The following is a 21220-nucleotide window of genomic DNA, read 5'->3' as shown; positions in this document are numbered from 1 at the left end:
TATGGAAAAACGAAAGAAAACTAGATTAGATGTACTCCTCGTCGACCGCGGGTTAGCGGAGACGAGAGAGAAAGCGAAACGGGCCGTCATGGCCGGTCTCGTCTATAGTGGGACCGAACGGCTTGATAAGGCGGGGGACAAAGTGTTTGACGACATCCCGCTCGAAGTGAAAGGCCAAGTGTTGCCATACGTCGGACGGGGGGGACTGAAGCTTGAAAAAGCGCTCCAAGTCTTCCCGTTCGATGTGGCTGGTAACATCGGCATCGATATCGGTTCATCGACAGGCGGGTTTACTGATTGCGCGCTCCAAAACGGCGCTGCGCAGATGTATGCCGTCGACGTCGGTTATAACCAATTGGCATGGAAGCTGCGGAGCGATGACCGTGTCGTCGTCATGGAGCGGATGAACTTCCGCCATGCGACCGCGGACCAGTTTCCGGTGGCGCCGGACTTTGCGACGATTGACGTCTCATTTATCTCGCTTCGGCTCATGATTCCGCCGTTGAAGACGATTTTGAAGCCTAACGGCATCGTCATGGCGCTCGTCAAACCGCAATTTGAGGCCGGGAAGGCCGATGTCGGCAAGAAAGGCATCGTCCGGGACCGTGCCATCCATGAACGGGTCGTCGACGACATGGTCCGTTACTTCGCCTCGGAAGGGTTCGAAGTTGCGGGACTCGACTTCTCGCCGATCACCGGTGGGGATGGGAATATCGAGTTCTTATTGTTCGCCCGTTTCATCGGCGTCGGCAGTGTCGACCCAGCCATCGACGTGGACGCGGTCATCGACGCCGCCCACGCGCAATTGAAGAAGAACGCTTGAGCTGCAGACGTCTTGTCTGCAGTTTTTTTGTGTCCGCTCGCCGATCCAGGGAATTCATCCCGCGAAAGCTAGACCTTTTTTCGACAATACTTTAGAATGATACTGAGTATGCGAAACATAAAATGAGGTGTCAGCGAGTATGAACAAAGGACAGCGCTTGATTAAAATTCGAGAAATCGTGACCAATCGTGAAATCGAGACACAAGACGAGCTCGTCGATGAGCTCCACCGCTCCGGCTATCCGGTGACGCAAGCGACAGTTTCGCGGGATATCAAAGAACTTCATCTCGTGAAAGTGCCGCTCAACGACGGTCGCTATAAGTATAGTCTCCCGGCCGATCAACGCTTCAATCCGTACGGCAAGATGAAGCGGATCCTCGGTGACAGCTTCGTCTCGGTCGACTCGGCTCAAAACTTGGTCGTCATGAAAGTGTTGCCGGGCAATGCGGATGCGATCGGTGTCTTGATCGATCATTTGTCATGGGACGAGCTGATTGGAACGGTATGTGGAGACGACACGATTTTGATGATCGCCCGTGACGAAGACCAGGCGAAACGAATCATCGAACGACTACTCGGGATGTTATGAGGTGAATTATCGTATGTTAGCAGAACTATCGATCAAACAATTTGCGATCATCGATGAACTGAATATCACGTTCAAACGTGGGATGACCGTATTGACAGGGGAGACCGGGGCCGGGAAGTCAATCTTACTCGACGCCATCGGTTTGCTCGTCGGGGGACGCGGCTCGAGCGAGTTCGTCCGTTACGGTCAAGACAAGGCGGAAATCGAAGGGCTGTTCATCGTCGAACCGGACCACCCGATCCTCGAGGCGGCGACCCAATACGGGATCGAGATCGAAGAAGGGACCGTCATTTTACGCCGCGACTTACATAGCAGCGGAAAGAGCGTTTGCCGGGTCAACGGCAAGATGATGCCGCTATCGACGCTACGCGAACTCGGCCGACTGCTCGTCGATATCCATGGCCAGCACGAGCATCAGCACTTGATGGATGCCGAGTACCATCTCGGTATTTTGGACAGCTTTGCCGAATCCGAGCTCGCCCCGCTCCTCGAGCGATATCGCGAGGCTTACGTCGATTGGAAAAACGTCGCCGATGAGTTGAAACGGTTGAGTCAAAGTGAACAAGAGTTGGCCCAACGCATGGACTTGCTCGCGTTCCAGACGAATGAGATCGAGGCGGCCGAGCTGAAAGTCGGTGAAGAACAGACGCTCACGGAGGAACGGAACGAGCTCGCCAACTTCGAGCGGATTCATCAGCACGTCCGGTTATCGTATGAGGCCGTCGCGGATGAGGCGAAAGGGCTCGACCAGATCGGCATCGCCATGCGCGAGATGGAGGAAGCTTCCGCATTGTCGACATCGCTCGCGCCGATGGCCGAGACGATCTCGAACGCTTACTTCTTGCTCGAAGACGCGAAATTTCAGTTGCGTGACCAGCTCGACTCGCTCGAATTCGACCCGATCCGGCTCGATGAGATCGAGACGCGGCTCGCTTTGTTCCAACAGCTGAAGCGGAAATACGGGGCCACGATCGACGAGGTCATCACGTACGGGGAAAAAATTGCTGATGAGTTAAAATCGATGACGAATCGGGAAGAACATTTGCAAGAACTATCGGACCGGCTCGCCCAGCTCGAACAAAAAGTACGTACGTCCGGGCTGGCGCTATCGGCGGCCCGTAAACAAGCGGCTACCGAGCTCGAGAAGGCGATTCAGCGTGAATTGAAAGAATTATATATGGAGAAGACCCAGTTCGAAGTTCGGTTCAAAGAAGGACCGTTCAAGGCGGACGGGCTCGATCAAGTCGAATTCTATATGATGACGAACGTCGGGGAGCCTTTCAAGCCGCTCGCCAAAGTGGCCTCCGGCGGAGAATTGTCCCGCGTCATGCTCGCCTTGAAGTCGATTTTCTCGCGAACGGTCGGCGTCGCGTCGATCATTTTCGATGAAGTGGATACGGGTGTCTCAGGACGGGTCGCCCAAGCGATGGGTGAGAAGATCTTCCGTCTGTCGGTCGGCTCACAAGTGCTCTGTATCACCCATTTGGCTCAAGTGGCCGCCATGGCAGATCAGCACTTGTACATCACGAAGACGGAGACGGATGATCGCACGAAGACGAACGTCTCCACGCTCGGTCATGCCGAACGAGTCGATGAGCTCGGGCGCATGATCGCCGGGGCGCAGATGACGGATTTGACGAAACAACATGTGGAGGAACTGCTCACTATGTCTCTCCAATTAAAACGGAAGTTTATCGAAGGGGTGTCTTAATTGATCACATTATGCATCGCGGACGACAATCGAGAAATCGTCGACTTGTTGACCCGACAACTCGAGACCGAGGACGACTTAAAAGTCGTCGGGACCGCCTACGACGGCGAGGCATGCTTAGACGTCGTCAAGACACACCAGCCGGACGTGCTGCTGCTCGACATCATCATGCCGCACCTGGACGGCATCGGCGTCCTCGAACGGTTACAGACGGAATTGGCTCATGCCAAACCGGAAGTGATCATGCTCAGTGCGTTCGGGAAAGATGAAGTGACGAAACAGGCAGTTCAACTCGGCGCTTCTTACTTTTTGGTCAAGCCGTTCAACATTCAACAATTGATCACGAAAATCCGCGAACTCGCCGCTGGTTCGAGCCGAGAATTCGAGGCGATGTCGCCGGAAGAACTCGATATCTCGCTGTTGTTGCAACAACTCGGGATTTCACCGCGCATCAAAGGATTCAAATATATTCGTCAAGCCGTCGTCTACGTCCGGGAGCGCCAAGAGCTGCTCGGATTGATCACGAAGGAACTGTATCCGATGATCGCGAAAGAGCATGAGACGACGTCGTCCCGTGTCGAGCGTGCGATGCGCCATGCCATCAAGACGGCATGGGAGAACGGGATGCGCGACCATGAGATGTTCGATGGCCGGCCTGAGCGCGAGCGCAGTCCGAAAAACTCTGAATTCATTTCATATTTCGTCACGTATCAATCGTTTAAACAGAAATGACCGATCAGGGGGTTCTCCTCCTGATTTTCTTTAATATTGTGAAAGAAAGCGCTTGCAAAATTGCCGGAACTTGTTATAATAAAGGTGTACCAAGTTACTTGGACGAGCGTCAGATGAACGCTTTCTAACGTGTTCCGGAACAGGTTAGAGCAAGAAATCATCTCGGACCGCTATCCGTCAATAGCTCAGAGGTGGGAACGACATCTCAAATCGTCATCGTCCCGACGAGAGGTCGCGACGTACGCTCATTCGCGAGGCGATTCCGGCATCGGTTCGAAGCTAGGGACCGTGTTCGGGGAAAACGAATCGTTCAGTTGACCAAAAGGAGTGTTGTCAACCGTTGAACAGTTTATGGCAAGCGTTCGACTTCACGATGGATGGTTCGACATGACCCGATGACTATTTGTTAGTAACTCGAATGGGTACGTTTCCGTTCACGCAAGACGGCAGTTACTAATTTCTTTCAAACTTCTTCATTAAGAAGACCATTGGACCTCATGTCACAAGATTGTAGCAAGTAGGAGAGGAGATCATCCGTAGTGATCACAATTCAATACGAATAAAAAGGTTCCGCACTTGAAATGAAGTCAAGTTAGGGAACCTTTTTTTGTGTTCAAGAATCTATTCGCGGGACTTTGCCTGTTTTCTTGTCACGATTGAAGATATAACCTGCCACAAAACCGATCCCGCCCATCGCGATCAACAGCCCGAACGTTCCTTGGAGCATGGAGGCGGCTGCCACCGACTCGATCCAAGAGAATGGGACGCTCGTTTTGAGGAAGAAACTGTCGCGAAGCAACTTGATGCCATAGACACCAAGTAGGCCAGGGATGATCAAGATCAGCAGTGCGATGATACGCATAGGATCTCCTCCTTAACACTCATTATTTTAACAGAAAATACATAGCTCGACACGGCCTTTTTTGTGAGGTTGCGAAATCAGTTCAGGTTCAGTAGCATGGATGCAGAACGGTAAAATGGGGGATATTAGAATGAATAAACGATTGATGATTGTCGGTGCGGGGAAAGGCGGGACCGAGGTGTTGAAGATGTTGCTCGACTCGCCGCTCGTCACCGTCGTCGCCGTCATCGACCCGGAAGCGATGGCCGAAGGCGTGCAGCTCGCGCGCAACCACGGGATTATGACGGCGGGGGATTGGCGGGTATGTGCTGCAACACGTCTCGATTTCGTGATCGAGACGACCGGACGCTCTGAGACGTTTGATGAGTTGAAAGAACATTTTGCGGACGCGGTCGTCTTGCCCGGGGAGTTCATCCGTATCGTCGTCGAACGGCTGAAGCAAAACCAACAGATGCTCGAGGCGATCATCGACTGTACGAGCGAGGCGATCTCGGTCGCCGACCACAACGGGAATACGATTTTAATCAACCCGTCCTATACGCGACTGACGGGATTCAAGAAAGAAGACGTCGTCGATAAGCCGGCGACGGCCGACATCGGCATGCAGGAGAGCGTTCACTTGAAAGTGCTGTCGACCGGGCAAGGAGTCCGCGATATCCGGATGCAAATCGGGGCGACGCGGCGCGACATTCTCGTCAATGCCGAACCGATTATCGTCGAAGGGAAACTGCGCGGGTCGGTCGGTGTGATCCGGGACGTGTCTCAAATCCGGGCGCTCCGTGACGAGCTGCAAGAAGCGAAGACGCGTATCCGCAACCTTGAGGCGAAATACCAGTTTGCCGACATCATCGCGTCAAGCGACGCGATGCGCTTCGTCATCGAACAGGCCCGCCTCGCCGCGGTCACGCCGGTCACCGTCCTCATTCGCGGGGAGTCGGGAACAGGTAAGGAGTTGTTCGCCCATGCGATCCACGGAGAGTCTCCGCGGAAATATAAAAAGTTCGTCCGCGTCAATTGCGCGGCCATCTCCCCGACGCTCCTCGAGAGTGAGTTGTTCGGTTATGAGGACGGTGCCTTCAGTGGGGCGAAACGTGGTGGGAAGGTCGGCTATTTCGAAGAGGCCGATGGCGGCTCACTCTTCTTAGACGAAATTGGCGAACTGCCGGTCGACGTCCAAGTCAAACTCCTCCGTGTCCTGCAGGAACATGAGATCGTCCGGGTCGGGGGCACGAATGCGATTCCGGTCGACGTCCGCATCATCGCGGCGACGAACGCCGACCTCGAACAGAAAGTGGCGGACGGCACGTTCCGTGAAGACTTGTACTATCGGATCAATCGGATGCCGATTCATATCCCGCCGCTCCGGGACCGGCTTGAAGAAGTCGAGCCGCTCTGTGAGCGCATCGTCCGTAAATTGAATCAAGAGTACGGCCGCAGTGTGCGCGGTGTGAACCGTGAGGCGACCGAACTGCTGAAGAGCCAATACTGGAAAGGCAACGTCCGTGAACTCGAGAACGTGCTCGGCCGGGCGATGATCTATATGGCGAGCAGCGAACAGTGGATCGCCCCGCACCATCTTCAACTCTCAGCCCGTGTCCCGTCGACACGACCGACCGACGCGCTTTCCTTGCAAGACGCCGTCGCACGTTACGAACGAGATTTGATTGAACGGGCGATCGAGGAAGCGGACGGCAACAAGTCGGAAGCGGCTCGTCGATTACACATCTCGATCCGAACGCTGTATAATAAACTTGAACGTCTGCAATAAATTACCTGCACTTTTTTTCATACCATGCAATAATGTGCGTAATGTGCAACTGATTAAAGCGCTTTCAAAAATGGAAACAATCTTGCATGATAGTAAGTGAAGACAGGCAAGGGGGGACACGCATGAATTTTGAACGGATGCTCGAACAAGCGAAACAACTGAACGGGCGCACCGTCTCGATCGCCGGGGCGGCCGACGTAGAAGTCATCCGCGCCGTCAAGCTCGCGACCGATCACGGATTGTCTCGGTTCAAACTGATCGGGGAGGCCCGAGAGATTAAACGATTGTGTGATGATCACGGCATCGACGAGGACGCGGTCGACATCATCCACGTCAAAGGCGACAAAGAGATTGCCAAACGGGCCACACTCGCCGTCAAAACGGGGGAAGCCGATGTGCTCATGAAAGGAATGGTCGCGACGTCGACGTTCATGAAAGCCGTGCTCAGCCGGGAGACGGGGCTGAGGACGAACCGGACGCTCAGCCATATCGCCCTGTTCCAAATCCCGAATCGGGACCGGCTGATCGGGGTGACCGACGCGGCGATCCATATCGCGCCGACACTCGATGAAAAAGTCGACATCATTCATAACGCCGTGGCGGCGATGCATGACATCGGTTACGCGTCGCCGAAAGTGGCCGCCATCGCGGCGGTCGAAGTCGTCAATCCGCAGATGACGGCGACACTGGACGCCGCACTGCTCAGTCAGATGAACCGGCGCGGACAAATCAAAGGTTGTATCGTCGACGGGCCGCTCGCGCTCGATAACGCCGTCGACATGGTCGCGGCCAAACAGAAAGGCATCGCCAGCGACGTCGCCGGACAAGCCGACCTATTGCTCGTCCCATACATAGAGGTCGGCAACGTCCTTTATAAGTCGATGATGTACTTTGCCGGAGCAAGTGTGGCGGCCATCGTCGTCGGCGCGGCCGCCCCGGTCGTCTTGACGAGTCGGGCCGATACGGCCGAGGCCAAGCTGTACTCACTCGCGTTCGCATTACTGCACGCCAAAAAATAAACTACGCATATGGAGGAATCATCAATGATGGAAACTAACATGGAACCACGCTTTCGTATTTTCGACGTCTTACATGCTGAAGACTATGAGCAAATCGTCTTCTGTCAAGATCAGGCATCGGGATTGAAGGCGATTATCGCGATTCATGATACGACGCTCGGACCGGCTCTCGGGGGGCTGCGGATGTGGAACTACGCTTCAGAAGAAGAGGCGCTCACGGACGTTCTCCGTCTCGCCAAAGGGATGACGTATAAGAACGCGGCGGCGGGACTCAACCTTGGTGGCGGGAAGGCCGTCATCATCGGCAATGCGAAGACGGACAAATCAGAGGCGTTGTTCCGTGCATTCGGTCGTTACGTGCAATCGCTCAGCGGGCGCTACATCACGGCCGAGGACGTCAATACGTCGGTCGCCGATATGGACTTCATCCACATGGAAACGGATTACGTGACCGGTGTCAGCCCGGCGTTCGGATCGAGCGGCAACCCATCACCGGTGACGGCGTATGGCGTGTATCGCGGCATGAAGGCGGCAGCGAAATGGAAGTTCGGTTCGGATTCGCTCGCCGGCAAGACGGTCGCCGTCCAAGGGGTCGGGAACGTCGCCTATAACTTGTGCCGCCACTTACATGAAGAAGGGGCACACTTGGTCGTCACCGACATCAACGAAGAGGCGCTCAAACGGGCCGAGACGGACTTCGGCGCGACGGTCGTCAAGCCGGACGAGATTTATGCGGTCGATTGTGACATCTTCGCCCCGTGTGCGCTCGGTGCGGTCATCAATGATAAGACGATTCCGATGCTCAAAGCCCAAATCGTCGCCGGAGCGGCGAACAACCAGCTCGCTGAGGATCGTCACGGGGACGTGCTCGAGGAGCGCGGTATCCTTTACGCCCCAGACTTCGTCATCAACGCGGGCGGTGTCATCAACGTGGCCGACGAGCTCGAAGGCTATAACCGCGAGCGGGCGATGAAGAAAGTCGAGCTCATTTACGACAACATGCAGCGCGTCTTCGAGATTGCCGAACGGGACGGGGTACCGACCCACGTCGCGGCCGAGAAGATGGCTGAAGAGCGCATTCAGATGATGGCACGTTCACGCAGCCAGTTCTTGAAAGTCGAAAAGAGTCTGTTAGGTGGTCGCTAAAATGACAAGACAGCTCATTCTTGCCATCAACCCTGGTTCGACTTCGACGAAGGTCGGCTTGTTTGACGGAGCGGTCGAGATCATGTCTCGGACCGTCCGTCATGGGGCCGACGTCACAGGATTGTCAATTCCGAAGCAACTTTCGCATCGGGAACGGGAAGTACGAGCCTTGTTGGCCGAGACGGGCATCGCGGGCGAGGACTTGTCCGCGATCGTCGGTCGCGGTGGCTTGCTTGCCCCGATGACGTCGGGGACGTACGCCGTCAATCCGCTCATGCAGGAAGACTTGGCGAGCGGACGTTTCGGCATGCACGCCTCGAACTTGGGCGGTTTGCTCGCCCACAAGCTCGGTGAGTTATTTCAAGTACCGAATTTTATCGTTGACCCAGTAGTCGTCGACGAGCTCGGACCGCTCGCGCGACCAACGGGAATGCCTGAAATCAACCGACGCAGCATCTTCCACGCCTTGAACCAAAAAGCGGTCGCGAAGCGTTTTGCCGCCGAAAATGGAAGCGATTACAAAGAACTCAACCTAATCATCGCTCACCTCGGAGGCGGCATCACGGTCGGCGCCCATGCCAAAGGGACGGTCATCGATGTGAACAACGGACTCGATGGCGACGGACCGCTCGCGCCGGAACGAGCCGGTTCGATTCCTGTTGGACAGGTAGTAGAACTATGTTATAGTACCAGGTATAAAGAGTCGGAAATGAAACAAAAAATCGTCGGACGCGGTGGTTTGTTTGCCCACCTCGGGACGTTCGACGCGATCGAGATCGAACAGCGGATGGCAGACGGTGATGAGCAAGCCGCACTCCTTTACGAGACGATGGCGTACCGGGTCGCCCAAGAGATCGCCAAACATGGCGCCACCTTATTTGGTGACGTCGACGCGATTCTGTTGACGGGCGGCATCGCCTATTCGACTTGGCTGACCGAGCAAGTCAGTGCGCGCGTCGGCTATTTGGCGCCGGTCCACATCTATCCTGGTGAAGATGAGTTGAAGGCACTCGCCGAAGGCGCACTCCGGGCCATCCGACAAGAAGAAGCAGTTCGAGAATATGAGGGGGATACACATGGCACGAGAATTTGAGATCGTCGTCATCGGCGGCGGTCCTGGCGGATATGTCGCGGCCATCAAGGCGGCCCAAGCCGGTAAAACTGTCGCAATCGTGGAGGCCGAGAAACTCGGCGGGACATGTCTACATAAAGGCTGCATCCCGACGAAGGCGTTGTTGAAAGCGGCCCACGTCTATCAGACGGCGAAACATGGGAGCGCCTACGGCGTCGAGACGGGAACGGTCACGTTCAACATGGAACGCGCCCAGTCGTTCAAACGCGATTTGGTCGCAGGGCTTGAGAAAGGCATCGAGCACTTGATGAAACAAGGCAAGATCGAGGTATTCCGCGGCAAGGCCTCGATTTTAGGGCCGAGCATCTTCTCGCCGCAGCCGGGAACGGTCGCGGTCGAGGACAGCTCGGGCGAGTCTGAGCTCATCTTGCCGAACCAGCTCATCATCGCGACGGGGTCGATTCCGCGCGAACTGCCTGGTCTGCCGTTTGACCATACACGGATTTTAAACTCGGACGACCTGCTCCAATTCGAACAGATGCCGGCATCGATCGCCATCGTTGGCGGTGGGGTCATCGGTGTCGAATGGGCCTCGATGCTCATCGACCTCGACGTTGACGTCACCTTGATCGAAGTCGGAGAGCGACTGTTGCCGCTCGAAGACAAGGCGGTGTCACGGGAAGTCGAACGACTCCTGAAAAAACGGGGCGTCCGTGTGTTGAAGAACGTCACTGTCGATCCGGAGCGTACAGAAGTAGCAACCGATGCCGTCTCGCTCGCGGTCGGCGAAGAGACGATCTCGGTCGAGTGTGTGCTCGTCTCGGTCGGACGGGTCGCCAATACGGAACATCTCGGGTTACAGAACACATCGATTGTCGTCGAGAACGGTGTCATCCAAGTCGATGAGCAGTATCGGACGAAAGAACGTCACATCTTCGCCATCGGGGACTGCATCGGCAAGCTCCAGCTCGCCCATGTCGCCTCAGCGGAAGGTGTCAAGGCGGTCGAGACGATTCTCGGTCACGAGCCGACTCCGCTCGATTATGCGTTGATCCCGCGTTGCGTCTACGGGGTGCCGGAAGTCGCATCGGTCGGCATGACCGAGGAAGCGGCCAAAGCGGCCGGTCATGAAGTGAAGACGGGCACGTATCGTTTCAACGGCCTCGGCAAGGCCCGCATCGAAGGACCGGCGGACGGATTCGTCAAGCTCGTGTCCGACAAGTCGACCGACGACCTGCTCGGTGTGCATATCGTCGGGCCAAAAGCGACAGAACTGATCACAGAAGGCGGACTCGCTCTCGTCTTGAACGCCACGGCATGGGAAATGGGCCAACTCGTCCATCCTCACCCGGCGCTGAGCGAAGCGTTCCAAGAAGCGGCACTGGCCGTTGACGGATTACCGATTCACGCCTAAGGAGGAAACAGAATGGAACAGATGACTGTGAATTCATATGAGGAACTAGGATTGACGAAACAAGACCTCGGTGCGATGTACGAGACGATGGTCCGCGCCCGTAAAATCGATGAGCGCATGTGGAAATTGAACCGTGCCGGAAAAATCCCGTTCGTCGTCTCGTGTCAAGGACAAGAGGCGGCCCAAGTCGGGGCAGCGTTCGCGCTTGAGAAAGGGACGGACTATATTCTCCCGTATTACCGCGATGTCGCCGTTGTCCTCCACTTCGGACAGACGGCTCGCGACTTGATGTTGTCGGCGTTCGCCAAGGCGGAAGACCCGAACTCGGGCGGTCGTCAGATGCCAGGGCATTTCGGTTCAAAACAGCACCGCATTGTGACGGGTTCGTCTCCGGTGACGACGCAAGTACCGCATGCGGTCGGTGTAGCGCTCGCCGCCAAACTGAAAAATGAAGAGCTCGTCACATTCGTATCGTTTGGAGAAGGCTCATCGAACCAAGGCGACTTCCACGAAGGTGCAAACTTCGCCGGTGTCCACAAGCTACCGGTCATCTTGTTCTGTGAGAACAACAAATATGCCATCTCGGTACCGCTCTCGAAGCAGCTCGCTTGTGAGCGTGTATCGGACCGCGCCAAAGGTTACGGGATGCCGGGCGTCACGGTCGATGGGACAGATCCGATTGCCGTCTATGTCGCCGTGAAAGAAGCCCGCGACCGCGCTCTTCGCGGCGAAGGCCCGACGCTCATCGAAGCCGAAGTCGAACGTCTCGTACCGCACTCGTCGGATGACGATGACAAAGCGTACCGCTCGTTCGAAGAGTTGGCTGACCTTAAAAATCGCGACGGGAATCAATTGTTCCGGAAGCGTTTGATTGAGGATGGCGTCATGACCGAGGAAGAACTCGCAGAGATCGAGGCAAACGTCGATCGTGAAGTCAATGAGGCGACTGCGTACGCCGACAAGGCACCCTATGCGTCTCCTGAATCGACGATGGACCATGTGTACGAGGAGGAAATGTGATGAAAACGTTTATTGAAGCGATCAATGAAGCGATTCATGAAGAGATGGAACGCGATGAGAACGTCTTCGTGCTCGGGGAAGATGTCGGCGTCCGAGGCGGTGTGTTCCGCGCGACCCAAGGCTTGATTGAGAAGTACGGCGAGGACCGCGTCATCGATGCGCCACTCGCCGAGAGCGCAATCGCAGGTGTCGGAATCGGAGCGGCCATGTATGGCATGCGTCCGATTGCCGAAATGCAATTCGCCGACTTCATCATGCCGGCGGTCAACCAAATCGTCTCGGAAGCGGCGAAAATCCGCTATCGTTCAAATAACGATTGGACGTGCCCGATGGTCATCCGTGCACCGTTCGGCGGTGGAATCCATGGTGCGCTCTATCACTCTCAATCGGTCGAGGCGATGTTCAACTCGACGCCTGGACTCAAGGTCGTCATCCCGTCCGATCCGGTCGATGCGAAAGGGTTGCTTAAGGCAGCCATTCGTTCGAATGACCCGGTTCTCTTCTTTGAGCACAAACGGGCGTATCGTCTATTGAAGTCGGAACTCCCGACCGAAGAGTATACGGTCGAGATCGGCAAGGCCGCCGTCAAGCGGGAAGGTGGCGATATCACGATCATCACGTACGGTCTGTGCGTCCACATGGCCCAGGAAGCGGCGAAGACGCTTGAAGCCGAAGGGGTCAGCACGCACATCCTCGATTTGCGCACAATTTATCCGCTCGACCAAGACGCCATCGTCGAATCCGTCAAGAAAACCGGGAAAGTGCTCCTCGTCACCGAGGACAATAAAGAAGGCAGCATCATCGGGGAAGTCGCGGCCATCATCGCTGAGAAAGCACTATTTGAACTCGATGCGCCGATCGAACGTCTGGCGGGACCGGACGTTCCGTCGATGCCGTATGCACCACCGATGGAGAAATTCTTCATCGTCTCCCCTGAAAAAATCGCGGAGCGGGCACGTCAGCTCGCCGCCTTTTAAGGAGGGGTCATATGGAACAGACAATTAAAATGCCACAGCTCGGGGAAAGTGTCACCGAGGGGACGATCACGACGTTTCTCGTCAAACCAGGTGACCGCGTCGAGGAGTATGAGCCGCTCGCCGAGGTCATGACCGATAAAGTGACGGCTGAGATCCCGGCGACGAGTGCCGGCGTCGTGAAAGAAATGTTAATCAGTGAAGGGGACACGGTCGCCGTCGGCACGCCAGTCCTCATCATGGAAGTCGAAGGTGCCGAGTCTACACCGGCAAAAGCAGAACCGAAAGCAGAACCGGCACAAGTCGAATCGGCCCCGGTCGAGACGAAGCAAGCGGTCACTGCCGCGTCGGCCGCCCCGCGAAAACAGAATAATGGACGTTTCTCGCCGGCGGTCATCCGACTCGCCAATGAGAATGCGATCGACTTGAACGAGCTCGACGGCAGCGGCCTCGGTGGTCGCATCACGCGCAAAGATGTCCTCCGCTACTTGTCAGAAGGTCGTCCGGTCAAACCGGAAGCGGCGACGCAGACGCCAGTCCAAGAGACGATGACCCAAGTGAAGCTCGAAGTGCCTGAAACAGTTGCTGCCCCGGCTGTAACGCCAGCTGCCCCGGCTGTAACGCCAGCTGCTACGACTTCTGCTGACGTCTCAACGGACCGCGTCGAGTTGATTCCGACGGCCGGTGTCCGTCAAGCGATCGCCAACAACATGGTCCGCTCGAAACATGAGGCCCCGCATGCGTGGCTCATGATCGAGGTCGATGTGACGAACCTCGTCTCAGCGCGGGCCAAGTTGAAAGACGAGTTCTTCAAGCGCGAAGGTGTCAAACTGACATTCATGCCGTTCTTTATGAAGGCGGCGATCGAGGCGTTGAAAAAACATCCGATGATGAACTCGGAATGGGCGGGCGATCACATCAAAGTCCATCAAGATATCCATCTGTCGGTCGCCGTCGCAGCGAACGACGCCCTCTACGTCCCGGTCATCAAACATGCGGACGAGAAGAACATCAAAGGGCTCGCTGTCGCCCTTCAAGACGTGGCGGCCCGTGCCCGCGGCAACCGTTTGAAAGCGGACGAGATGCGCGGTGGCACGTTCACGATCAACAATACGGGTGCGTTCGGTTCGATTCAATCGGCGCCGATCTTGAACTATCCGCAAGCGGCCATCCTGTCGGTCGAGTCGATCGTGAAACGTCCCGTTTGGGTGAATGGGATGTTCGCAGCGCGTGATATGGTCAACTTGTGTATGTCGGTCGACCACCGTGTCCTCGACGGTCTCGTCGCCGGTCAATTCTTGCAGGCGATCAAGCAGTCGCTCGAATCGATCGATCCAGACACGTATACGCTCTATTGATTCACGTCCTGCCTTCGATCGAGGGCAGGATTTTTCATATGGAAAATAAAAAAGCCACGGAATTTTCCGTGGCAACATGGTTCAGATGGAACGTTCAATCAATGCCTCGAGATCGCGGCGAATCCGTTCGGGCGAGGCGAGCTCGGTGTTCGTATAGCTGAGTCGGTGCGTCGACTCGTCGGTCCCCGTCAAGTCGGCGAACAGGCTGCCGAGATTATGGACGCTCTTGTCGACTTGAATCAATAAGTCTAGAGACGACTCCGTTTGGAGCATGACGACTTCGAGCTCATCGAGTTTGCGTCCATAGCTCGTTCCGTTCGGTGAATATTCGAGTTCTTGGGCAATCGGGAGACGGCCGGAACGATGGCGGGCCGGGAGCATCTCCGTATCAGCCTTCTTCAAGCGGAAGCCGATGTCGTCGAGCACGTCGAGGACGACCTGTTGAGCGTGGTTCGGTTTGACGAGAATCGAGTCCTCGTCTTTCGGGTCGACGGCCTGGGCGATATCGAGACCGGTCTCAATCCACGATTTCGATTGGCTGACCGAAATCGGCGTGTTGAACGGCACGTCGATCGTGAACGGGATTTCTTTCACTTCGTCGGGACCAATCATGAACGGCGCTTCGTTCAACAAAATCTTCTCAATCGTGAACGTCGAGTACGTTGTCTTGTCGTTCACCTCATGCTTATAGAGCGTGTTGAAGAAGATGTAAATCCGGTCGACCGATTGCTCGGTGCTGCCGCCCTTGATATGGACGACACCATCGAGCGTCCCGCCTGGCACACAGGCGTTCTCCGCGAGCCGTGTATCGACCGTCGCGGCACCGATCCCAATCGATGATAATAACTTTTTGAACATACAATAATCCTCCTTTGACGTTTGCACGTGTTCGTGTAATAGTATGTACGAATACACGTGAACAAAAGTTTCGAAACTATTGAAAAAAGGATGAACGCAGTGGAATATACAGAGTTAAAACAGCGACTCGCTGATGTGATTCGCCAGAACGAGCTCGTGACGGCGACAATCAGCCAACCGCGTCAAAAGTCGAACGATTTGCGCCGGGTCAAATTGAAGCCGGTCCTGTTGAAAGGCGAGTACCAGATACAGTTCGAATACCAATTTGAACGGGTGATGAAACATAAAAATCTCACACCGGACGAGGCGGTCATCGAGCTCGATGAATTGCTCGAGACGTTCCGCCAAGGTCAGTTCCAGTTGACGGCGTCCGAGGTCCACTTTCAACTGTCTAAAAAGTTCAAAGTGACGTTCAAAGAACGTGAGACGGCCGTGAAACAAGTGAAGCTGAACCATAACCGCGAGAAGCAGTATTTGTTACCGCTCGATGAACCGGTACCGTTCCTCATCCGCCTCGGCGTCCAGTCCGAGGACGGAAAAGTGAAGCGTCAAAAATACGACAAGTTCAAACAAATCAACCGCTTCCTCGAGTTTATCGAAGACTCAATCAAACATTTACCGACCGACCGGACCGTCCGGATTCTCGATTTCGGCTCAGGGAAGTCATATTTGACGTTCGCCCTCTATCACTTCTTGCATGAAATGAAAGGCTATGACGTCCATATCACCGGGCTCGATTTGAAGAAGGAAGTCATCGAAGAATGTGCCGGGATTGCCCGTGACCTCGGCTATGAGCGCCTCGAGTTTCTCGTCGGGGACATCAACGAGTTCGAAGGCGAGACGGCGGTCGATATGGTCGTCACGCTTCATGCCTGTGACGTCGCGACGGACATGGCGCTCGCCCGGGCCGTTCGCTGGGGAGCTAAAGTCATCTTGAGCGTCCCTTGTTGTCAAAAAGAATTGAATCGTCAACTCGAGGCGCCGAGCCTCGACGTCATGCTGCAGCATGGACTCGTCAAAGAACGGTTCGCGGCGCTCGCCACCGATTCGATTCGGGCCGAATTACTTGGACTCGTCGGCTATGAGGCGCAACTGCTCGAGTTCATCGATATGGAGCACACGCCGAAAAACATCCTGATTCGGGCGTATCTCACGAACCGGGAAGCGACCGCTGAAGCGCGGGCCCGCTATGTGGCCTTCAAGACGCTGTTGAACGCGACACCGTTCCTCGAAGGACAATTGAGCGATAGACTTGTCCTAACCGATCCACTAGACGTAAAATAAGAAAGAACAGACGCAAGTCGAAAGGGGAAACAATATGGATTTTCAATTATACTTTCAAGATGTAGTCGAACAAGCTCGCAATGAGGTACGCGCTGCAGGGTACACAGAACTCACGACACCGGAAGAAGTCGACGCGGCGTTAACAAAAGAAGGCAAAACGCTCGTGCTCGTCAACTCGGTATGTGGCTGTGCTGGTGGCATCGCTCGTCCGGCAGCAGCGTATGTGAACAAGATGGAAGGCGTCAAACCGGACCAGTTCGTGACTGTGTTCGCGGGTCAAGACCGTGAAGCGACGGACCGGGCCCGTGAATACTTCGAAGGTTACGCCCCGTCGTCACCATCGATCGCGCTGTTAGAAGACGGCAATATCGTCACGATGGTCGAACGGAGCACGATCGAGTCATCGACGGCCGAAGAGCTCGTCGAGCAGTTACAGACGTTGTTCGATATTTACTACGCCTAAGAAGTGAGCGCAGAGGCATTGCCTTTGCGCTTTTCCTTAAGAAGGGATCGATGAGATGGAACCAGTCGTCAAAATCATGAGCGAGGCCGAATATACGATTGCTTTGTCGCGCGGCGAGATCAACGAGCCGACCCTCCAGACGGAAGGTTATATTCGTTGTTGCACCCCGCAACAGATCGGCAAATTCGTGCGTCGACATTATCATGGGGAGCGAGTCGTGCTCGTCTCGTTCCATGTCGGACGTCTCGGCGGCCTGCTCCACTACGAGTTTGACGAGGACGGGGAACGCTATCCCCACGTGTATAGCGCCATCCCGATCGCGTCGGTCAAACGGGTGCAGCCCTACGGCTCTCGCGACAACGGTACGGTCACTTATTTTGCTTACGAGCGAATGTGACCGTATTTTTTTTATATTTTATGCATGAATATACTTTACAAGTAATAATTATGTGTATATAGTGGTTGAAGAACAAGTCGGACATATGATGAGTTGAAGAACAGTTGAGCACTATTCACATATATGTCATAATTTTTTTAAAGTTCTGATAATTTCATCCTATATGAAGAAAGGGACGATGAATATGAAAAAAGGTTTTCTAGCATTATGTATCGCAAGTCTTGCCGCTTTCACGGTAGCTTGTGGGGCAGACGTGAACGAAGGAGGTTCGACGTCGACCGATGAGAAGGATAAAGTCATCGTCATGGGGACGAGTGCGGACTACTTCCCATATGAGTTCGTCGATACGGCGAACGGCGACGAGATCGTCGGTTTCGATATCGACATCGCCAAGCAAGTGGCCGAGAACATGGGCTATGAATTGAAAATTGAAGACATGGATTTCGGTAGCCTACTCGGGGCGCTGAACGCTGGCCGTGTCGATTTCGTCATGGCAGGTATGACACCGACAGAAGAACGAAAAGAGAACGCTGATTTCTCAGACATCTACTTCACGGCGAAGAACTTGATCTTGTCAAAAGGGGATGCCATCCAGTCGCTTGAAGATTTAGACGGGAAACAAGTCGGGGTCCAACTTGGTTCGATTCAAGAAGGAATCGCTAAAGAACAAATCCCGGGCGCTGAAATTGTCGCCTTGAACAAGATCCCGGAGATCATCCAGGAAATCAAGACTGGTCGCATCGATGCAATGGTCATCGAGGATACGGTCGCGAAGAAATACCTCGACCAAGACAGCGAACTTTCAACGTTTGAAATCGTCGACGAGGAAGAGGCCGGTTCTGCCGCCGCCTTCCGTAAGGACGATGAGCTCCGCGATCAATTCAATGAAGAATTGAACAAGATGATTGATTCAGGAGAAATCGAGAAGTTGGCACAAAAATGGTTCGAACAAGAAGCAGCACCAGCTGAATAAAGATTGAAGAAGGCTGACTGAAAATATCAGTCAGCCTTTTTTAGGAGGAACTCACAATGGATTTTAGTCGGATTTATGATTCTATCCCGTATATTCTCGAAGGGATCCCGGTCATGTTTCAAGTCGTGCTCGTCTCAGCCTTGCTCGGGATCACGCTCGGGGTCGTCGTCGCCACATTCAAGATCGTCCCAAACCGTCTCATCAACTTCATCGGGCACGCCTACACGGCCGTGTTCCGCGGGACACCGCTCATCTTGCAACTCGCGATCATCCACTTCGGGTTACCGCAATTGACCGGTTATATCACGACGCCGTATCAGTCGGCCGTCATCGCCTTCTCACTCAACTCGGCGGCGTATATCTCGGAAATCATTCGGGCCGGGATTCAAGCGGTCGATAAAGGCCAGTGGGAAGCGTCGGATGCCCTCGGCGTCCCGTACGTCAAACAACTGCGGTCAATCATCTTGCCGCAGGCGTTCAAAAACATCTTGCCGGCCCTCGTCAACGAGATGATCACGCTCACGAAAGAATCGGCGCTCGTCTCGACGGTCGGTGTGCTCGACATCATGCGTCGGGCGCAAATCGTCGGTGGGCAAAAGGCGATCTACTTTGAACCGCTCCTGTTTGCCGGTGTGATATACTTTACAATAGTGATGGTGTTGACGTATCTTGGTCAACGTCTAGAAAAACGGCTTAGAAAGAGTGATGGCAGATGATACAAGTAAAGGATTTATACAAACAATTTGGTGACCTCGAGGTCCTCAAAGGCATTACGACATCGATTGAGAAAGGGGAAGTCGTCGCCGTCATCGGTCCGTCCGGTTCCGGGAAATCGACGTTCCTCCGTTGCTTGAACATGCTTGAAGTGCCGACGTCCGGCACGGTCAGCGTCGCCGGCTATGAGCTCACGAAAAAAGGGGCGAACGTCTCGAAGGCTCGTCAAAACATCGGCATGGTGTTCCAACAGTTCAACTTGTTCCCGCATATGAGCGTGCTCGACAATTTGACGTACGCGCCGATCAACGTCTTGAAAGTGAGCAAGGCCGAAGCGATCGAACGAGCTAAAAAGCTCCTCGAACGCGTCGGATTATCGGAGAAGATTGACGCTTACCCGAGCCAACTGTCGGGTGGACAGAAGCAACGGGTCGCGATCGCCCGGGCGCTCGCCATGGAGCCGAACGTCATGTTGTTCGATGAGCCGACGTCGGCGCTCGACCCAGAGATGGTCAACGAAGTGCTCGACGTCATGAAAGGACTCGCCGATTCAGGGATGACGATGGTCGTCGTCACGCACGAGATGGGCTTTGCCCGCGAAGTGGCGGACCGCGTCCTCTTTCTCGACGAAGGTATCTTGATGGAGGAAGGCAAACCGGCCGACCTGCTCCTCAACCCGCAGACCGACCGCGCAAAACGCTTCTTAGAAAAAGTATTATAAGTGAAAGATTCCATCTGATAACAGAAAGGGAGGATTTCTATGAAGATCACCTACTATGGCCATGCGACCGTACAACTCGATATCGACGGGACATCCGTCTTGATCGACCCGTTCTTGACGAGCAACCCGCATACGGACGTCGACCCGGCGAGCGTCAAAGCAGACTATATCCTGCTCACCCACGCTCATTTCGACCATATCGAAGACGTGGAACTGATCGCGAAACAGACGGGCGCGACAATCGTCGCGACGCACGAACTGGCGACATATTATGAGAAAAAAGGCTATTCGGTCCACGGGATGAACATCGGGGGCGGCCATTCGTTTTCGTTCGGTCGCGTCACGATGACGCAGGCTTTCCATAGCTCGAGTCTTGATATGGGGGACGTCCCGATCTACATGGGTATGCCGGGCGGGTTCATCATCGAGACAGAGGCGCTCACGGTGTATCACGCCGGGGACACGGCCCTGTTCTCGGACATGAAACTGTACGGGGAGCGGTTCGATATCGACGTCGCGTTCCTCCCGATCGGTGACAACTTCACGATGGGACCGGTCGACGCACTCGATGCGGCGCACTGGCTCCAAGCGAAACGGGTCGTACCGATTCACTTCGACACGTTCCCACCCATCAAACAAGACGCACAGGCTTTCTGCGATCAATTGCATCAACGCGGCCTCTTGATCGAGCCGAACACGACGATCGAGATTTGATGAGTCATCCAGCGGTGCTCGAGACCGAACGGTACGTGACAAAGCTCCATGCCGGAGACCATACCGGGCATGACATGACTCATCTCGACCGCGTCCGCCGTTTGGCGATGCATCTCGCGGAAGGCGAGGTGGTCGATGGTCTCGCCTTGACGCTCGCGGCGCTCTTGCACGACGTCGAGGATGAGAAGCTCGGTCGCGAGGCGGGGCTCGTCGCGCGTCACTTGGACACGTTAGCGCTCGACCCGAATCGACGGGCGCACGTCCTGACGATCATCGGCGAGACATCGTTCTCGAAACATAGAAGTCCATCGACGTTGGAAAGTGCCATCCTGCAAGATGCGGATCGACTCGACGCGATTGGGGCGATCGGCATCGCCCGCACGTTCCAATTCGCGGGGTCACGCGGAACGGCTTTATATGACCCGAACGATGCGACAAGTGCGGTCGCCCACTTCGATGATAAGTTGCTCCGGCTCGCGGATGGGATGCATACGGAACGGGCACGACAGATTGCTCGGGAACGCCACGCATTCATGGTCTCATTTTTGGACAGGTTCGAAGCGGAATGGACGGGACAAGACATATGAAACGGCCGAGGAATCTCCTCG

The 21220-nt window shown here is 55.0% G+C and carries 22 protein-coding genes; 20 read left to right on the top strand and 2 right to left on the bottom strand.

The window, feature by feature from the left end; translation table 11 throughout:
• Position 1 precedes the first annotated feature (1 nt).
• The 4 genes from KNP64_RS04880 (at position 2) to spo0A (ending at position 3855) form a co-directional block, all read left to right on the top strand.
• Positions 2 to 823: a TlyA family RNA methyltransferase gene (locus tag KNP64_RS04880; RefSeq protein WP_214720374.1), complete on the top strand. Its 822-nt coding sequence runs from the start codon at positions 2 to 4 to the stop codon at positions 821 to 823.
• Positions 824 to 962: 139 nt separating this feature from the next.
• On the top strand, positions 963 to 1412 hold the full coding sequence (gene ahrC, locus KNP64_RS04875) for a transcriptional regulator AhrC/ArgR (RefSeq protein WP_021067696.1): 450 nt from the start codon (positions 963 to 965) through the stop codon (positions 1410 to 1412).
• 13 nt (positions 1413 to 1425) lie between these two features.
• Positions 1426 to 3123: a DNA repair protein RecN gene (gene recN / locus KNP64_RS04870; protein WP_214791902.1), complete on the top strand. Its 1698-nt coding sequence runs from the start codon at positions 1426 to 1428 to the stop codon at positions 3121 to 3123.
• A complete protein-coding gene (gene spo0A / locus KNP64_RS04865; RefSeq protein ID WP_214791904.1) occupies positions 3124 to 3855 on the top strand; it encodes a sporulation transcription factor Spo0A in 732 nt (243 codons plus the stop codon).
• Between the two features lie 613 nt (positions 3856 to 4468).
• Here the strand turns inward: spo0A and KNP64_RS04860 are convergent.
• Positions 4469 to 4717, bottom strand: coding sequence for a DUF2627 family protein (locus tag KNP64_RS04860; protein WP_034777970.1), 249 nt, complete (start codon positions 4715 to 4717; stop codon positions 4469 to 4471).
• Positions 4718 to 4847: 130 nt separating this feature from the next.
• Between KNP64_RS04860 and KNP64_RS04855 the strand changes: the two genes are divergently transcribed.
• The 8 genes from KNP64_RS04855 to KNP64_RS04820 all read left to right on the top strand — a co-directional run bounded on the left by KNP64_RS04855 (position 4848) and on the right by KNP64_RS04820 (position 14488).
• Positions 4848 to 6485, top strand: coding sequence for a sigma 54-interacting transcriptional regulator (locus KNP64_RS04855; RefSeq protein ID WP_138859277.1), 1638 nt, complete (start codon positions 4848 to 4850; stop codon positions 6483 to 6485).
• Positions 6486 to 6607: 122 nt separating this feature from the next.
• Positions 6608 to 7504 (top strand): phosphate butyryltransferase, encoded by an 897-nt coding sequence (gene yqiS / locus KNP64_RS04850; RefSeq protein ID WP_138859278.1) that lies wholly within the window; start codon positions 6608 to 6610, stop codon positions 7502 to 7504.
• A 24-nt stretch (positions 7505 to 7528) separates the two neighbouring features.
• Positions 7529 to 8650 carry a Glu/Leu/Phe/Val family dehydrogenase gene (locus KNP64_RS04845; protein WP_138859279.1) on the top strand — a complete coding sequence of 374 codons (1122 nt, stop codon included), beginning with the start codon at positions 7529 to 7531 and terminating at the stop codon, positions 8648 to 8650.
• Between the two features lies 1 nt (position 8651).
• Complete coding sequence (gene buk, locus KNP64_RS04840; protein WP_214791905.1) at positions 8652 to 9743, top strand: butyrate kinase; 1092 nt, start codon at positions 8652 to 8654, stop codon at positions 9741 to 9743.
• A complete protein-coding gene (gene lpdA / locus KNP64_RS04835) occupies positions 9727 to 11136 on the top strand; it encodes a dihydrolipoyl dehydrogenase (RefSeq protein ID WP_214791907.1) in 1410 nt (469 codons plus the stop codon). Before buk ends, lpdA begins: the two co-directional genes overlap by 17 nt.
• Before the next feature lie 21 nt (positions 11137 to 11157).
• Positions 11158 to 12156, top strand: a complete 999-nt coding sequence (locus tag KNP64_RS04830; protein ID WP_138860292.1) for a thiamine pyrophosphate-dependent dehydrogenase E1 component subunit alpha — start codon at positions 11158 to 11160, stop codon at positions 12154 to 12156.
• Positions 12156 to 13133, top strand: coding sequence for an alpha-ketoacid dehydrogenase subunit beta (locus KNP64_RS04825; RefSeq protein ID WP_214791909.1), 978 nt, complete (start codon positions 12156 to 12158; stop codon positions 13131 to 13133). Before KNP64_RS04830 ends, KNP64_RS04825 begins: the two co-directional genes overlap by 1 nt.
• Before the next feature lie 11 nt (positions 13134 to 13144).
• Positions 13145 to 14488, top strand: a complete 1344-nt coding sequence (locus tag KNP64_RS04820) for a dihydrolipoamide acetyltransferase family protein (RefSeq protein WP_214791911.1) — start codon at positions 13145 to 13147, stop codon at positions 14486 to 14488.
• 81 nt (positions 14489 to 14569) lie between these two features.
• On the opposite strand, the gene KNP64_RS04815 is transcribed toward KNP64_RS04820, so the two are convergent.
• Positions 14570 to 15346 carry a sporulation protein gene (locus tag KNP64_RS04815; RefSeq protein ID WP_138859284.1) on the bottom strand — a complete coding sequence of 259 codons (777 nt, stop codon included), beginning with the start codon at positions 15344 to 15346 and terminating at the stop codon, positions 14570 to 14572.
• Positions 15347 to 15445: 99 nt separating this feature from the next.
• Here KNP64_RS04815 and KNP64_RS04810 point away from each other — a divergent pair, with 99 nt between their 5' ends.
• The 8 genes from KNP64_RS04810 to KNP64_RS04775 all read left to right on the top strand — a co-directional run bounded on the left by KNP64_RS04810 (position 15446) and on the right by KNP64_RS04775 (position 21199).
• Entirely contained in the window at positions 15446 to 16630 is a 1185-nt protein-coding gene (locus KNP64_RS04810) for a class I SAM-dependent methyltransferase (protein ID WP_214791913.1), read from the top strand.
• A 34-nt stretch (positions 16631 to 16664) separates the two neighbouring features.
• A complete protein-coding gene (locus tag KNP64_RS04805) occupies positions 16665 to 17093 on the top strand; it encodes a BrxA/BrxB family bacilliredoxin (protein ID WP_034777946.1) in 429 nt (142 codons plus the stop codon).
• A 55-nt stretch (positions 17094 to 17148) separates the two neighbouring features.
• The gene (locus tag KNP64_RS04800; protein WP_138859286.1) at positions 17149 to 17490 is read left to right on the top strand and encodes a DUF952 domain-containing protein; all 342 of its coding nucleotides are present in this window, start codon (positions 17149 to 17151) and stop codon (positions 17488 to 17490) included.
• A 184-nt stretch (positions 17491 to 17674) separates the two neighbouring features.
• Positions 17675 to 18463 carry a transporter substrate-binding domain-containing protein gene (locus KNP64_RS04795; RefSeq protein ID WP_138860293.1) on the top strand — a complete coding sequence of 263 codons (789 nt, stop codon included), beginning with the start codon at positions 17675 to 17677 and terminating at the stop codon, positions 18461 to 18463.
• A gap of 56 nt (positions 18464 to 18519) precedes the next feature.
• Entirely contained in the window at positions 18520 to 19179 is a 660-nt protein-coding gene (locus tag KNP64_RS04790) for an amino acid ABC transporter permease (RefSeq protein ID WP_138859287.1), read from the top strand.
• Complete coding sequence (locus KNP64_RS04785) at positions 19176 to 19898, top strand: amino acid ABC transporter ATP-binding protein (RefSeq protein ID WP_138859288.1); 723 nt, start codon at positions 19176 to 19178, stop codon at positions 19896 to 19898. Before KNP64_RS04790 ends, KNP64_RS04785 begins: the two co-directional genes overlap by 4 nt.
• A gap of 39 nt (positions 19899 to 19937) precedes the next feature.
• Positions 19938 to 20612 (top strand): metal-dependent hydrolase, encoded by a 675-nt coding sequence (locus tag KNP64_RS04780; protein ID WP_034777938.1) that lies wholly within the window; start codon positions 19938 to 19940, stop codon positions 20610 to 20612.
• Positions 20612 to 21199, top strand: a complete 588-nt coding sequence (locus KNP64_RS04775; RefSeq protein ID WP_138859289.1) for an HD domain-containing protein — start codon at positions 20612 to 20614, stop codon at positions 21197 to 21199. Before KNP64_RS04780 ends, KNP64_RS04775 begins: the two co-directional genes overlap by 1 nt.
• Positions 21200 to 21220 lie beyond the last annotated feature (21 nt).

This window comes from Exiguobacterium sp. s64 (assembly GCF_018618035.1).
Taxonomy (GTDB): Bacteria; Bacillota; Bacilli; order Exiguobacteriales; family Exiguobacteriaceae; genus Exiguobacterium; species Exiguobacterium mexicanum_A.
Note: the sequence above shows the minus strand (reverse complement) of the source record. Positions and strands in the feature narration are given on the sequence as shown.

Excerpts from the sequence above, each read along its gene's own strand:
- KNP64_RS04880 (WP_214720374.1), top strand. The coding sequence starts at position 2 with ATGGAAAAACGAAAGAAAACTAGATTAGATGTACTCCTCGTCGACCGC.
- ahrC (WP_021067696.1), top strand. The coding sequence starts at position 963 with ATGAACAAAGGACAGCGCTTGATTAAAATTCGAGAAATCGTGACCAAT.
- recN (WP_214791902.1), top strand. The coding sequence starts at position 1,426 with ATGTTAGCAGAACTATCGATCAAACAATTTGCGATCATCGATGAACTG.
- KNP64_RS04860 (WP_034777970.1), bottom strand. The coding sequence starts at position 4,717 with ATGCGTATCATCGCACTGCTGATCTTGATCATCCCTGGCCTACTTGGT.
- KNP64_RS04855 (WP_138859277.1), top strand. The coding sequence starts at position 4,848 with ATGAATAAACGATTGATGATTGTCGGTGCGGGGAAAGGCGGGACCGAG.
- yqiS (WP_138859278.1), top strand. The coding sequence starts at position 6,608 with ATGAATTTTGAACGGATGCTCGAACAAGCGAAACAACTGAACGGGCGC.
- KNP64_RS04845 (WP_138859279.1), top strand. The coding sequence starts at position 7,529 with ATGATGGAAACTAACATGGAACCACGCTTTCGTATTTTCGACGTCTTA.
- buk (WP_214791905.1), top strand. The coding sequence starts at position 8,652 with ATGACAAGACAGCTCATTCTTGCCATCAACCCTGGTTCGACTTCGACG.
- lpdA (WP_214791907.1), top strand. The coding sequence starts at position 9,727 with ATGGCACGAGAATTTGAGATCGTCGTCATCGGCGGCGGTCCTGGCGGA.
- KNP64_RS04830 (WP_138860292.1), top strand. The coding sequence starts at position 11,158 with ATGACTGTGAATTCATATGAGGAACTAGGATTGACGAAACAAGACCTC.
- KNP64_RS04825 (WP_214791909.1), top strand. The coding sequence starts at position 12,156 with ATGAAAACGTTTATTGAAGCGATCAATGAAGCGATTCATGAAGAGATG.
- KNP64_RS04820 (WP_214791911.1), top strand. The coding sequence starts at position 13,145 with ATGGAACAGACAATTAAAATGCCACAGCTCGGGGAAAGTGTCACCGAG.
- KNP64_RS04815 (WP_138859284.1), bottom strand. The coding sequence starts at position 15,346 with ATGTTCAAAAAGTTATTATCATCGATTGGGATCGGTGCCGCGACGGTC.
- KNP64_RS04805 (WP_034777946.1), top strand. The coding sequence starts at position 16,665 with ATGGATTTTCAATTATACTTTCAAGATGTAGTCGAACAAGCTCGCAAT.
- KNP64_RS04800 (WP_138859286.1), top strand. The coding sequence starts at position 17,149 with ATGGAACCAGTCGTCAAAATCATGAGCGAGGCCGAATATACGATTGCT.
- KNP64_RS04795 (WP_138860293.1), top strand. The coding sequence starts at position 17,675 with ATGAAAAAAGGTTTTCTAGCATTATGTATCGCAAGTCTTGCCGCTTTC.
- KNP64_RS04790 (WP_138859287.1), top strand. The coding sequence starts at position 18,520 with ATGGATTTTAGTCGGATTTATGATTCTATCCCGTATATTCTCGAAGGG.
- KNP64_RS04785 (WP_138859288.1), top strand. The coding sequence starts at position 19,176 with ATGATACAAGTAAAGGATTTATACAAACAATTTGGTGACCTCGAGGTC.
- KNP64_RS04780 (WP_034777938.1), top strand. The coding sequence starts at position 19,938 with ATGAAGATCACCTACTATGGCCATGCGACCGTACAACTCGATATCGAC.
- KNP64_RS04775 (WP_138859289.1), top strand. The coding sequence starts at position 20,612 with ATGAGTCATCCAGCGGTGCTCGAGACCGAACGGTACGTGACAAAGCTC.